Below are 14,942 nucleotides of genomic sequence, written 5' to 3' on the forward strand. Positions count from 1 at the left end.
GGCGACCAGTGGCGCAGACAACGGGATTCACGGAGCGTGGACGATGAGGAAGAACGGCATTCACCGGTACGACAGTGATCCGCTGGAGTTGTTCGAGGCTCGTGCGGCGGCGGAGCCGGACGCGGTGTCGCTGGTGTGCGGCGCGGAGCGGCTGACGTACGGGGAGCTGAACGCGCGGGCGCAGCGGCTGGCCGGTGTGCTGCGCGCCTCGGGAGTGGCACCCGAGGACGTGGTGGGCGCCTGCCTGGGACGGGGTGTGGACGCGGTGGTCGGCCTGCTGGGCATACTGAAAGCTGGCGCCGCCTGTCTGCCCCTCGTCCCGGAACTGCCGGCGGACCGGCTGGCCCACATGGTGCGCGACGCGGGCGCACGCATACTGCTGACCAGCCCGGCACACCGGGCCGCCCTCCCGGCGGACGGCTGCCCCGTCGTGGAGTACGACCCCGCCACCGGGCCGGCCGGCCCCCTCGACACGACGCAGCCCCCGGCGGCGGTCCTCCGCCACGACCGGTCCCTGATGTACGTCATCTACACATCCGGATCGACGGGCACCCCCAAAGGCATCGCCGTCGACTGGAGCACCATCACCAACGTCGTACGCTTCGACCGATACCGGGACCAGTACTTGGGTGACACCCCGTCGGTCTGCCTCCAGCTCGCGTCGGTCGGGTTCGACGTCTCGTTCCTCGAGATCTTCGCGACCCTGGTCCGCGGCGGCCGGCTGGTGCTCGTCGAGGAAGCCGTACGCCAGGACCCCGAACGGCTCCTGGAACTGCTGGCGGCCGAGCGCGTCGAGCGGATGTACCTCCCGCCGGCCCTGCTGGCCCAGCTCGCGATCTCCTGGTCGGAGCGGCCGGTGAGCCTGGCTCTCACCCATGTGTTCGTCTCCGGGGACACCCTCGCGCTGACCCCGCAGACGCGGGCGTTCCTCTCGGCTCTGGACGGGGTGGTGCTGGAGAACCAGTACGGCCCCTCCGAGACCCACCACGCCACCTCCACCATCCTCACCGGCGACCCCGCCACCTGGCCGGCAGCCCCCACCATCGGACGCCCCCTGCCCGGCGTGCACATCTACCTCCTCGACACCCAACTCAACCTCGTCCCACCCGGCGTCCCCGGCGAGCTCTACATCGCCGGCGACCACCTCGCACGCGGATACACCGGCAAACCCGCACTCACCGCCGAACGCTTCACCGCCGACCCCCACCGCCCCGGCCACCGCATGTACCGCACCGGCGACCTCGCCCGCTGGACCCACGAAGGAAACCTCACCTACCTCGGCCGCACCGACGACCAGATCAAGATCCGCGGCTTCCGCATCGAACCCGGCGAAATCGAAACCGCACTCACCCACCACCCGGACGTGCACGACGCAGCCGTCGCGGTCTACGAGGACCCGCCCGGTACGCGCCGGCTCGCCGCGCACGTCGTCCCCACCGACCCGGCGCGCGCGCCGGGCGACACCGCGTTGTTCGACTTCCTGCGCGACCGGCTGCCCGCGCACATGCTGCCGTCGGCCTTCGTGGAGGCGGCGAGCCTGCCCCTGACCCGCAATGGCAAGGTCGACCGGCGCGCCCTGCCGGCGCCCTCCGGATCCCGGCGGCGCACGGGCACGCACGCTCCGCCCACCGACGCCGTGCAGCGGGCGCTCGTCGACATATGGGAGGGCCTGCTCAAGGTCGAGGGCATCGGCGTCGACGACGACTTCTTCGAGCTCGGCGGGCACTCCCTGCTGGCCACCCAGGCGGTGTCGCGCACGCGCGCGGCCCTGGACGCCACCGTCTCCGTACGCGACCTCTTCGAGAGCCCCACGGTCAGGCGGCTCGCCGAGGTCATCGGGGCGAGGGTGGCGCCGGAACAGGACGGGGCGGCCACGGTCGTTCCCCGCGAGGCGGGCGACACCCGCCTGTCCTTCGCGCAGCGGCGGATGTGGTTCTTCGACCAGCTGGTACCCGGCTCGGCGGCGTACAACGTCAGCGAGATGTGGCACATCCGCGGCCCGGTCGACCCCGCACTGCTGCGGCGGGCACTGCACGCGGTGGCCGACCGGCACGAGGTCCTGCGCACCACGTTCGCCACCAGGGGCGGAGACCCGTACCAGGTGATCGCGCCCACGGCCGACATCGGCTGGGAGACGGCCGACCTGACGGCCATGGGCACCCGCGCGGCCCGCGACGAGGCCGGGAGGCTGGCGCACGCGGCGGCGGCTCGGCCGTTCGACCTGCGGACCGGGCCCCTCGTCCGGGCCCAGCTTTTCCGCCTCGGGGACGACCACCACTGCTTCGTGCTCCACCTCCACCACATCGTCGTCGACGCCTGGTCGATGGAGGTCATCTGGCGTGACCTGTCCGCGCTCTACGACGCCTACGCGGCCGGCCGGCCCGACCCGCTGCGCCCGCTCGCCGTCCAGTACGCGGACTACGCGGCCTGGCAGCACCGGCTGGACAGCGGCGGACGCACCCAGGAACAACTGCGCTTCTGGAAGGAGCTGCTGGACGGCGCTCCCGACCTGCACGGGCTGCCGACCGATCACCCCAGGCCCCGGGCCCTCAGCGGACGCGGCCATCGGATCGACTTCACCGTCCCGGCCGGGACCGCCGACGCCCTGCGCCGCATCGGGCGGACACACGGCGCCACACCGTTCATGGTCATGCTCACCGTCTTCGACATCCTGCTCGCCCGGTGCACCGGCACCGCCGACGTCGTCACCGGATCACCGGTCGCCGGACGCGTGCGGCCGGAACTCGAGGATCTGGTCGGCTTCTTCGTCAACACGATGGCGCTGCGTCTGACCTGGACCGGGGACCCTTCGTTCGTGGAGCTGCTGGAGCGGCTGCGGGCCGTCGTCCTGAGCGCCCAGGAGAACCAGGACGTGCCCTTCGACCGGGTGGTGGAGGAGCTGGCACCCGAGCGGGACGTCAGCCGTACCCCCGTGTTCCAGATCGTGTTCGCCCTCAGCCCCGCCGACGAGCACGCCAGACCGGCCGGCTGGTCGGTCGAGCGGGTGAGCAGGGACCTGGGGCAGACGCGCTTCGATCTGGAGATGCAGCTCCAGGAGAGCGAGGAAGGGTTCACGGGCTCCGTCTGCTACAGCACCGATCTCTTCGAGCCGGAGACCGTACGCCGCCTGACCGACGGCTTCGTCGCCCTGTGCCGGGCCGTCGCCGACGCTCCGCGGGAGCGGGTGTCCCGCCTGACACGAAGCCTGGCGCCGTCCGCCGCGGGGCACGCGGAGGGGCCGGCGGAGGGACCGGTGGGCCATCCGCTGGAGTTGTTCGAGGCTCGTGCGGCGGCGGAGCCGGACGCGGTGTCGCTGGTGTGCGGCACGGAGCGGCTGACGTACGGGGAGCTGAACGCGCGGGCGCAGCGGCTGGCCGGTGTGCTGCGCGCCTCGGGAGTGGCACCCGAGGACGTGGTGGGCGCCTGCCTGGGACGGGGTGTGGACGCGGTGGTCGGCCTGCTGGGCATACTGAAAGCCGGCGCCGCCTGTCTGCCCCTCGTCCCGGAACTGCCGGCGGACCGGCTGGCCCACATGGTGCGCGACGCGGGCGCACGCGTAGTGCTGACCAGCCCGGCACACCGGGCCGCCCTCCCGGCGGACGGCTGCCCCGTCGTGGAGTACGACCCCGCCACCGGGCCGGCCGGCCCCCTCGACACGACGCAGCCCCCCACGGCGGTCCTCCGCCACGAGCGGTCCCTGATGTACGTCATCTACACATCCGGATCGACGGGCACCCCCAAAGGCATCGCCGTCGACTGGAGCACCATCACCAACGTCGTACGCTTCGACCGATACCGGGAACGTGTGCACCGGGTGGCGCCGCGCTCCTGTGCCCAGCTCGCCTCCCACGGGTTCGACGTATGGCTCCAGGAGGTGTTCGTCACCCTGCTGCGGGGCGACCGGCTGGTGCTGGTCGACGAGGAGACCCGGCGGGACGCCGAGCGGCTCCTGGAACTGCTGGCGGCCGAGCGCGTCGAGCGGATGTACCTTTCGCCCGGGCAACTGGAACAGCTGGCCGTCTCCTTCAGCGAGCGCGCCACCGACCTCGCGCTGCGGCACATCAGTGTCGGCGGTGAGCCGTTGCGGTTGTCGGCGGAGACGCGGGCGTTCCTCTCGGCTCTGGACGGGGTGGTGCTGGAGAACCAGTACGGCCCCTCCGAGACCCACCACGCCACCTCCACCATCCTCACCGGCGACCCCGCCACCTGGCCGGCAGCCCCCACCATCGGACGCCCCCTGCCCGGCGTACACATCTACCTCCTCGACACCCAACTCAACCTCGTCCCACCCGGCGTCCCCGGCGAGCTCTACATCGCCGGCGACCACCTCGCACGCGGATACACCGGCAAACCCGCACTCACCGCCGAACGCTTCACCGCCGACCCCCACCGCCCCGGCCACCGCATGTACCGCACCGGCGACCTCGCCCGCTGGACCCACGAAGGAAACCTCACCTACCTCGGCCGCACCGACGACCAGATCAAGATCCGCGGCTTCCGCATCGAACCCGGCGAAATCGAAACCGCACTCACCCACCACCCCTCGGTGTCCCGGGCCGTCGTCGTCGCGCACGAGGACCGGCCGGGACAGCGCCGGCTGATCGCCTACGCCGTACCGGCCACCTCCGACGGCATCGACGGTTCCGCACTGCGCGAGCACACGGCACGGTTGCTGCCCGACTACATGGTGCCCGCGCAGTGCGTGCAGATCGACGTGGTGCCGCTGAACGCCAACGGCAAGGTCGACGTCCGGGCCCTCCCGATCCCACGACCGGCCGCCCCGGGCGGGCAGGAACCTCGCTCCGTACGGGAGCAGTTGCTCAGCGAACTGTTCGCGGAAGTGCTCGGGGTGCCCGAAGTGGGCATCCACAGCAGCTTCTTCGACCTGGGCGGACACTCGCTCCTGGCGACCCGGCTGATCAGCCGCGTACGCAACGCCCTCGGCGTCGAGCTGCCGGTTCGCCGGCTGTTCGACAGCCCCACCGTGGCGGGTCTGGCCGCTTCGCTGGACGGACCCGCCGACGGGCCACGCTCGACGAGCGGCTTGGAGACACTGCTACCGCTGCGTACCGGCGGCACCGAGGACCCGTTGTTCTGCGTCCACGCCGTCGCCGGGACCAGCTGGTGTTACGCGGGTCTGCCACGGCTCGTCGGCGAGGGCCGTCCGGTGTACGGACTCCAGGACCCGGCCCTGCTCGACCCAGCCAGCGCGGGCGAGGGCATCGAGGACCTGGCGGCCCACTACGTCCGGCGGATCCGCGCACTGCGGCCGCACGGTCCCTACCACCTGCTCGGCTGGTCGTTCGGCGGCCTCGTCGCGCACGAGATGGCCGTACGGCTGCAGGAACTGGGCGAGGAGGTCGGCCTGCTGTGCGTGCTGGACGGCTACCCCGTGGAAGGCGGCCGGGACAGCGGGCGGTACACGCCGGTCGCCTCCGGTGCGCCGCAGGACCGTGCCGCCGAGCTGCGCCGTTTCGCGGGTGTGTCGGTGCCCCTCGACGAGGAGGAGGTGGCGGCGGTCCACCGCTCGATGCTCCGCAACGCGGCCTCCATGCGTGACTTCGTGCCGAAGCGGTTCGAAGGTGACATGACCTTCGTCACCGCCATCCGGGAACGGGAGGCGGATGCGCCCGTGTGGCAGGACTGGCTGCCGTTCGTCACCGGTACGGTCACCGAGCACCAAGTGGACTGTGCCCACCTGGACATGATGCGTCCGGAGCCGCTGGCCCGCATCGGCGCCATGGTGGCGCGGGCACTCGCCGCCCGCACACCGACCGCCACGGACACGTCCCGTCCGGGGTGTGCCGGATGAGCCCGTACACCGATCGCGCGGTCCCGCACGCTCCGGACCGCCGGGGCCGCCAGGTCATCCTCGGGGTGGCCGCCAGCGACGCCCACGCGGTCGCCAACCAGCTGATCGCCATGCGTCTGCGCCACGACGGCTTCCTCGTCGTCAACCTCGGAGTGTGCACGCCGCTGGACGAGTTCGCGGACGCCCTGGACGCCAACCCGGGCGCCGAAGCCGTGCTCGTCGGCAGCCTGAACGGCCATGCGTACGAGGATCTCCAGCGCCTGCCCGCCCTGCGGGCGGCCGGCCGGCTGAACGTGCCCCTGGTGCTCGGCGGCAACCTCGCCGTCGGCGGCCGCGGAACGGCCACCGCACGCCAGGCACTGCTCGGCCTCGGGGTCGACCACATCGTCGGTGATCCCGACGACCTCACTCCACTGCTCGACTCCCTCCAGCCGCCCCGGGCCTCCGCCCCCGTCACCGGACCTCTCCATGTTTGATCAGGACACTCTCGGCCTCCCCCCGGCGGCCGTCGCCGAACTGCCCGGCCGGCAGGAGCTGATGCACCATCTGGCCGGGCTCGCCAAGGAGTCGGTGCCCGATGTGCTGCGCGCCGCTCACCGCTCCGGTACTCCGGTGATCCAGCCGCGCTGCGGAGTGGGCGGGCACTCCGCGATGCTGGATCTGCTGCGCGAGCTGGAAGCGGGCGCGGCGCCGGGGATCCTCAGCGTCACCATCGACTCGCACACCCGGCTGGGGCACTTCGACGCCGCGGCATCGACACTCCGCGACAACCCCGGCCACCTCAACGGCTACCCGCTGGTCGCCCACGGCTGGCAGCGGGGACGGGAGCTGAACGCGAGCGTCGCCGCCCCGCTCGAGGTACGGCACGGCTCACCGGACGCCCGTCTGTTGTTCGCCGTGTCGGTCGCGTCGGGAATCACGTCCTTCGAAGGCGGCGGGATCTCCTACAACCTGCCGTACTCCAAGGACGTACCACTGGAGCGGTCGCTGCGGGCGTGGCGGCGGGTGGACCGGGCGTGCGGCGAACTGGCCCGGTCCGGGGTCGTGGTGGACCGCGAGCTGTTCGGCACCCTGACGGCGGTCCTCGTGCCCCCGTCGATCAGTCTCGCGATCACTCTGATCGAAGCGATCGCCGCGACCGCCGAAGGGGTGCGCTGCGTGTCGATCGCGTATCCCCAGGGCGGCGAGATACACCAGGACGTGGCCGCCCTCCGGTCGGTGCGGGCGCTGGCCGCCCGCTACCTGCCGCCGGAGGTCGAGGTCTTCCCCGTCCTCCACCAGTTCATGGGGGTCTTCCCCGAGGATGCCGGCCGTGCCGAGGCGCTGATCTTCCACGGTGCCCTGACCGGACGGCTCGGCGGTGCCACGAAGATCGTCAGCAAGACCTGCCGGGAGGCGCACGGCATCCCGGACGCCGACGCGAACATCCACGGCATGAGGACCTCGGCGCTCGCGCTGTCGGAACTGCTCGACTTCATCACGCTGGACGAAGGTCGCGTGGAGGAGGAGGCGTACTGGATACAGCGCGAGGTGAGCGAGATCCTCGATCCGCTGCTGGGTGGCGGCGCTCTCCAGGACGAGATCGCCGCGGCCTTCCGCGCGGGCCGGCTCGACATCCCGTTCAGCGCCAGCGTCCACGCCCGGTCGGAGGTCGTGCCCAAGCGGGACGCGAGCGGCGCCCTGCGTTACCTCTCCACCGGCGGCCTCCCCCTCTCCCGGGCCGCCACGGACCGCAACGAGAGGTTGCTGGGCCGGGACGGCGCCCGGACGGGGACGCGACTGATCGAGGAAATCACCCGCGACATCAACCACTTCGCCGGCCGTGACCAGGGTCGGGCACGGCGCCCCCTCGGACAGGAGCGGACATGGACCACCTGACGTACTGGAAAGACACACTCGCGGGCCTGCCCGCCCTCTTCGACCTGCCCACGGACGGGCCGCCCCCTGCCGAACCCAGCGGGCTGCGCACCGCGGTGACCCTCACCGTCGGGCCGCGCGCCCACCGGGCCGTCGCCGCGCTCGCCGAGCGGGAGGGCACCGGTGTGGTCACCGTGGCGCAGGCCGCACTGGTGGGTCTGCTGACCCGGCTCGGCGCGGGTGAGGACCTCGCCCTGGGAGCGACGGGACACGGTCCGGCAGGGTTCGTGCTGCTGCGGGTCGACTGCTCGGGAGAACCCACCCTGGCCGAGCTGACGCGCCGCGTGCGGGACGCGGACCGTTCGGCGCGCGCGCACTCCGCTCCCTTCCGGCAGGTCACCGAAGCGCTGGGCATGCCCGCCGGGCAGCGTCGGCACGCCCTGTTCCAGCTGTACTGCGGCGGACCGGAGGAGCCGGAACACCCGGCCCCGTACGCCCCGATGCCGGACCTCCACGTCCGCGTCACCGGTGTCCGGGGCGACGGGGGCATGGAGATCGTGGTGGACGCGGACGCGGACCTCTACCGCCCCAACAGCGCCGAGCTGCTCGGCGGCCGGCTCGTCCGGCTGCTGACCGAGGGCTCCGAGGATCCGGACCGCCCGCTCGGCGCCGTCGAGGTGCTCACCACCGCCGAGTACGAGCGGCTGTTCCACCGCTTCAACGATACCGCCCGCCCCGTGCCCGAGAGCACCGCCGTCGCCGTTCTGGAGTCCCAGGCCCGCCGCACTCCGCACGCCACGGCCGTCACGTCCGGGGACGGCGACCTGACGTACGCCCAGCTCCACGCGGCCGCCAATCGCCTGGCCCGCCTCCTGGCCGGACGCGGCGCCGGCCCCGACGACGTCGTCGCGGTCGCCCTGCCCCGCTCGGCGGGGCTGGTCGTGGCCCTCCTCGCCGTGCTCAAGGCCGGGGCGTCCTACCTCCCCGTCGACCTCGGGTACCCGGCGGAACGCATCGCGACGATGCTGGACGACGCCCGGCCGGTCTGCGTGCTCACCACCGGGGAGGGTGTCGGACTGCTCCGCCCGGACGACCGCGGCGCGGCCACGACGGTCCTGCTGGACGACCCCACGACGGCGGCCGCCGTGTCGGCGCTCCCCGCGGGGGACCTCACCGACGAGGAGCGCCGGGCCCCGCTGCGCCCGGCGAACGCCGCGTACGTGATCTACACCTCCGGATCGACGGGGCGCCCCAAGGGCACGGTCATCGAGCACCGTTCCCTGGCGCACTACCTCCGGTGCACCACCCGGTCCTACGGCAGCGTCACGGGCACCTCGTTGTGGCACTCGTCCGTCTCCTTCGACCTGAGCGTGACCTCCCTGCACGTGCCGCTCGCCGCCGGGGGCCGCGTGTGGGTGGCGACACTGGACGCGGAGAGTGCCGAGGACCCGGCCGCGCCCGACGGATGCGACTTCCTCAAGGCGACCCCCAGTGCGCTGCCGCTGCTGGCGGCGCTGCCGGAGAGCCTGTCGCCCACCGGGGAGCTGATGCTCGGCGGTGAGGCACTTCAGGGAGAGGTCCTCAACGAGTGGAGGGCCCGTCACCCGGGAGTGAAGGTCCTCCATGTCTACGGCGCGACCGAGACCACCATCAACTGCTCGGAGCACCACGTCCCTCCGGGCGATCCGCTGCCGGCCGGAGCACTGCCCCTGGGGCGGCCGATGGACAACGTCCGGATGTACGTCCTCGACGCCCGGCTGCGTCCGGTCGCCCCCGGCGTCGTCGGCGAGATCCACGTGGCGGGCCCCGGCCTGGCGCGTGGCTACGCCGGCCGTCCCGGCCTCACCTCCGCCCGCTTCGTCGCCGACCCCTTCGGAGCCCGTTTCGGCGATCCGGGTTCGCGGATGTACCGCACCGGTGACCTCGGCCGCTGGACAGGAGACGGACAGCTGGAGTTCGCCGGACGCCGCGACCATCAGGTCAAGATCCGCGGCCATCGCGTCGAACTGGGTGACATCGAGCACGCCCTGTCCACACACGTGGCGGTCGGCCAGGTAAAGGCCGTGGCGGCCGACGACCCGGCCGGTGGCCGGCGCGTCGTGGCCTACGTGGTGCCCACCGCCGGGCGGACGCCGACGGCCGGCGATCTGCGAGCCCACGCGTCCGGCAGGCTGCCGGACCACATGGTGCCCTCGGTCGTGGTCGTCCTCGACCGGATACCGCTCACCCCCAACGGCAAGGTCGACACGGCACGGCTTCCCGTCCCCGGACACCACCGGTCGGACCAGCACATCGGCGCACCGCCCGACACACCGCGCGAGGCGGCGCTCTGCGACCTGGTCGCCGAAGTCGTCGGGGTCTCCGGCAGGGTCGGGGCGGACCGCGACTTCTTCGAGATCGGCGGGCACTCCCTGGCAGCCCTGCGGCTCGCCGACCGCATCCGTACGACGCTCGGCCTGGAGGCGACCGTCGGCGACGTCTTCCGGGCCCGTACGGTACGGGCGCTGGCCGACCTGCTCGACAAGGCCGCCCCGGCCACCGCTCCACCGCCCCTGACGAGAGCCGAGCACCGCCCGCAGCGGATCCCGCTCTCTCCCGGCCAGCGTGCGCTGTGGTTCCTGCACCGCCTCGACGCGGGCCCCGTCTACAACTCCTCGCTGGCCCTGCGGCTCTCCGGTGACCTGGACCTCCCCGCGATGGAGCGGGCGGTGGGCGACGTGCTGGACCGGCACGAGACGCTCCGGACCTGCTTCCACGGCGACGACGGCGAGCCCTACCAGCAGGTCATGCCGGCCGGCTGCCACCCCGGCCTGGTGTCCGTCCGCCTGGCGGCCGGGCCGGGGGCCGACGACCGACTGACGCGGGCGGCGACCGAGGCCCTCCGCGTACCCTTCCCGCTGGGCGACGTCCCACCGTCGCGCTTCACCGTCTTCTCGGCCGGGGCCTCGGAACACCTGCTGCTGGTGGCGATGCACCACATCGTCACCGACGGCCTGTCCATGAGCCCGCTGATGCGTGACCTCATCCGGGCCTGCACGGCTCGCGTCGCGGGACGGGCTCCCGACTGGGAGCCGCTGCCCGTCAGTTACGTCGACCACGTGCTGTGGCAGCGGGACCGCCTCGGCAGCACGAGTGACCCCGGCAGCCTCGTGTCGCGCCGGATCGGCCACTGGAAGGAGGTCCTCGCCGGGTCGCCCGAGCTGCTTGAGCTGCCCACCGACCGGCCACGGCCCTTCGCCCTCTCCCATCGTGGCGGCTCGGTGCCGTTCGAGATCAGCGCCCAACTGCACGACCGGGTGAAGGAGCTGGGCCGGAGGACCGGCGCCACGCCGTTCATGGTGCTGCACGCCGTGCTGGCGGCGCTGCTGACGCGGCTGGGCGCCGGGTGCGACATTCCCGTCGGCACGCCCGCCGGCGGCCGCAGCGATCCGCGGCTCGACGGCCTGGTCGGCTACTTCGTCAACACGGTGGTGCTGCGCGCGGACACCTCGGGCGACCCGACGCTGCGCGAACTGGTCACTCGGGTGCGCGAGGCCGCCCTCAGCGCCTACGCCCACCAGGACGTACCGTTCGAGCTGCTGGTCGAGGCGGTGAACCCGACGCGCTCCCTGTCCCATGCCCCGCTCTTCCAGGTGATGCTGAGCCACGACGAGGCGCTGCCCGGCGACGCTCGTATCCCCGGCCTGGAGGTCCGGCCGGTCCACCTCACCACCGGAACGGCGAAGTTCGACCTGGCCGTGAACCTGCGGGACACCACCGGCGGCGGCCTGGCCTGTGCCGTCGAGTACAGCAGTGACCTGTTCGACCGGGACACCACCGAGGGGTTCGCCCGGCGGTTCGTGCGTCTCCTCGACCGGCTGACGGCCGCCCCCGACCAGCCGATCGGTTCGGCCGACCTTCTGGACGCGGCCGAACGGCACCGGATGCTCGTCGAGTGGAACAGCACCGCCCGCGAGGAGCCGGTCCAGTTGCTGCCGGAGATGTTCGCGTCACGGGCGGCCGAGACGCCGGACGCCACGGCCGTGGTGTCCGGCGGGACGGCGCTGACGTTCGCCCAACTCGACGCGCGGGCGAACAAACTGGCTCATCTCCTGATCGCCGCGGGTGCCGGACCGGAGCGGTACGTGGCCGTGGCCCTGCCCCGGTCGGCGGACCTCGTAACGGCGCTGGTGGCGGTGGTGAAGTCGGGCGCCGCGTACGTCCCCGTGGACCCGGGCCACCCGGTGGACCGGATCACCACCGTCCTGGACGAGGTCCGTCCGGTCGCCGTCCTGACCGACACGGCTACCGGGACCGTGCTGCGGGAACGCCCCGGGGGGCGGACGATCGTGCTGGACTCGGCCGCCACCCTGTCCGCGCTGGCGGCGGCGCCCACGACCGGCCCCACGGACGGGGACCGTCTCGCACCGCTCCTCCCCTCTCACCCGGTGTACGCGATCCACACGTCGGGGTCCACCGGCCGTCCCAAGGGGGTGGTGATCGAGCACCGCAGTCTGGCGAACCTCTACCACCACTACTTCCGTGATCTGTACGCCGCGGACATCGCCCGGGCCGGCGGCCGCCGCTTCCGGGCGGCGCTGGCGGGAGCCACCTCCTTCGACGCCTCCTGGGCCCCGGTGCTGTGGATGGCGGCCGGCCACGAACTGCACGTGATCGACGACGACACGCGCCGTGACCCCTCGGCGTTCGTCGACCATGTGAAACGTGCCGGCATCGACTTCATGGACGTACCACCGTCGTTCTTCGACCAGTTGGTGGAGCACGGGCTCCTGAGTGACGACTCGACCCGGCCCCGTGTGCTGGCCCTGGGCGGTGAGGCCGTCACCCGGGCCCAGTGGCAACTGCTCAGAGACACTCCTGGCGTCCGCGGCTACAACACCTACGGCCCCACCGAGTACACCGTGGACACCCTCTGGGCCCGGATGTCCGACACCACCGGCCCCGTCATCGGCCGGCCGCTGCCCAACACACGGGTCCATGTGCTCGACCGCTCGCTGCGACCGGTCCCGCCCGGTGTCAAGGGCGAGTTGTACGTCAGCGGAGTGGGCCTGGCCCGTGGCTACCTGGCCCGGCCCGGTCTCACCGCCGAACGGTTCGTCGCCGCTCCCTTCGGCCCTCCCGGGACAAGGATGTACCGCACCGGCGACCTGGTGCGCTGGACCCCGGACGGCCTGTTGGACTTCGTGGGCCGCACCGACGACCAGGTGAAGCTGCGAGGGTTCCGCATCGAACTCGGGGAGATCGAGGCCGTGCTGCAACGGCACCCGGCGGTCGGCCGCGCCGCCGTGACCCTGCGGGAGGACGACCGGGAGAGGGGCACGAAGCGGATCGTCGCCCATGTCGTGCCGCCGAAGGGATCGGGGAGCACAGCGGTGGTCCACCAGGACGAGCTGCGCTCGCACGCGGCCGCCCACCTGCCGGACTACATGCGGCCGTCGGCGTACATGGTGCTGGACGCGCTGCCCCTCACCCGCAACGGCAAGCTGGACCGGGCCCGGCTGCCGGCGCCCGGACCGGCGGCCGGAGGGGCCGGTGGCGGCCCCCGCACATCCAGGGAGGAGAAGCTGTGCACGCTCATGGCCCAGGTGCTCGGCGTGGACCGGGTGGGCATCGAGGACGACTTCTTCGCGCTGGGCGGCCACTCCCTCCTCGCCACCCGGCTGATCAGCCGGATCCGCACGGCGCTCGGAGTGGAGCTGCCGGTCCGAGCGGTGTTCGAGACCCCCACCGTCGCCGCGCTCGCCGAGCGTTCGGCGAGCGCCAGGAAGGCCCGGCCGTCGCTGCGTCCGCGTGCCGTGAAGCAGGAGGCCCTGTGAGTCCCCGTGTCCCGCTGTCGTACGCCCAGCGCAGGATGTGGTTCCACCACCAGGTGGCCGGCCCGGGTCCGACCTACAACGTGCCCCTCGTGCTCCGCCTCACCGGTCCCCTCGACCCGGGCGCGCTGGAGGATGCCCTCGCTGACGTGGTGGCCCGCCACGAGAGCCTTCGAACGGTGTTCCCGGACGTCGACGGGGAACCCGCTCAGCACGTTCTCGACAGCGCCGTGGCGCGGCCCGTTCTCCACCGGCGCCCCGTCGCACCCGACGACCTCCCCGCGGTGCTCGCGCAGGAGGTGCGGTACGCGTTCGATCTCGCCGACCGCCCTCCGGTCCGCGCCACGCTCCTGCGCGTGGCACCCGACGAGCACATTCTGTCGATCCTCATCCATCACATCGCCACGGACGACTGGTCCTCGACACCGCTCACCCGCCAGCTCTCCGAGGCCTACACGGCCCGCCTCGCCGGTGCCGCTCCGGACTGGGAGCCGCTGCCGGTGCAGTACGCCGACTACGCGGTGTGGCAGCGGGAGGTCCTGGGGGACGAGCACGACCCGGACAGTGAGATGGCCGCCCACCTCGCCTACTGGGGAGCCGAGCTCGCGGGGGCCCCGGAAGTGCTCGCGCTGCCCGCGGACCGTCCCAGGCCGCCCATGGCGACCGGACGCGGGCACCGTGTCCCCTTCGGCTGGGACGAGGAGACCCAGGCGCGCCTGGTCTCCCTCGCGCGGGAGACGGGGACGACGGTCTTCATGGTCGTACAGGCGGCGGTCGCCGCGCTGCTCACCCGCCTGGGAGCGGGCACGGACGTCCCGCTGGGCGCGGCGTTCTCCGGACGGACCGACGAGTCCCTCGACGACCTGATCGGGTTCTTCACCAACACCCTGGTGCTACGGACCGACACCTCGGGCAACCCGACGTTCCGTCAGCTGGTCCTGCGGACCCGGGAGACGAACCTGTCGGCCCACGCCCACCAGGACTGCCCTTTCGACCGTCTGGTCGACGCTCTCAAGCCCGCCCGGTCCCTGAGTCACCACCCCCTGTTCCAGGTCATGCTGGCCTACCAGAACGCGGGCCGGAACGACCTCTCGCTGCCCGGCCTGGAGGTCGTGGTGGAGGAGGTCGACACCGGGGTGGCCAAGTTCGACCTGGCTTTCGTCTTCTCGGCGTCCGACCCGGTGCCCGCCGCCTCCGCCGGCCGTGCCGGCATGGCGGGTTCCCTGCACTACTCCACCGACCTCTTCGGGGAGGAATCGGCCAGGACGATGGCGGAACGCCTCGTCCGCCTGGTCCGGGCGGCGGCCGTCCACCCGGACCGGCCGGTCGCGTCCGTCGAACTCCTGTCTGCGGAGGAACGCACCCGGCTGCTCACCGAATGGAACGACATCGAGGATCACCTCGTCGCCTTGTGGGCCGCCCGGTCACCCTCCCCCACCGTTCGTGGCAGGCCGTGAACC

Annotated in this window: 5 protein-coding genes; all 5 read left to right on the forward strand. The window is 72.6% G+C overall.

Translation table 11 applies throughout. The features are described 5' to 3' along the window. Positions 1–43 precede the first annotated feature (43 nt). Genes A4V12_RS30525 through A4V12_RS30545 form a run of 5 tightly spaced genes read left to right on the forward strand, consistent with a single transcriptional unit; the run spans position 44 to position 14,939 of the window. Positions 44–5,812, forward strand: coding sequence for an amino acid adenylation domain-containing protein (locus A4V12_RS30525; protein ID WP_064072708.1), 5,769 nt, complete (start codon positions 44–46; stop codon positions 5,810–5,812). Further along, complete coding sequence (locus tag A4V12_RS30530) at positions 5,809–6,288, forward strand: cobalamin-dependent protein (protein WP_064072709.1); 480 nt, start codon at positions 5,809–5,811, stop codon at positions 6,286–6,288. The genes A4V12_RS30525 and A4V12_RS30530 overlap by 4 nt, the downstream gene beginning before the upstream one ends. After that, positions 6,281–7,690 carry a methylaspartate mutase gene (locus A4V12_RS30535; protein WP_064072710.1) on the forward strand — a complete coding sequence of 470 codons (1,410 nt, stop codon included), beginning with the start codon at positions 6,281–6,283 and terminating at the stop codon, positions 7,688–7,690. Before A4V12_RS30530 ends, A4V12_RS30535 begins: the two co-directional genes overlap by 8 nt. Further along, positions 7,678–13,485: a non-ribosomal peptide synthetase gene (locus tag A4V12_RS30540; protein WP_064072711.1), complete on the forward strand. Its 5,808-nt coding sequence runs from the start codon at positions 7,678–7,680 to the stop codon at positions 13,483–13,485. Before A4V12_RS30535 ends, A4V12_RS30540 begins: the two co-directional genes overlap by 13 nt. Beyond that, positions 13,482–14,939, forward strand: coding sequence for a condensation domain-containing protein (locus A4V12_RS30545; protein ID WP_064072712.1), 1,458 nt, complete (start codon positions 13,482–13,484; stop codon positions 14,937–14,939). The genes A4V12_RS30540 and A4V12_RS30545 overlap by 4 nt, the downstream gene beginning before the upstream one ends. Positions 14,940–14,942: the final 3 nt, after the last annotated feature.

Source organism: Streptomyces noursei, from assembly GCF_001646665.1.
GTDB lineage: Bacteria > Actinomycetota > Actinomycetes > Streptomycetales > Streptomycetaceae > Streptomyces > Streptomyces lavendulocolor.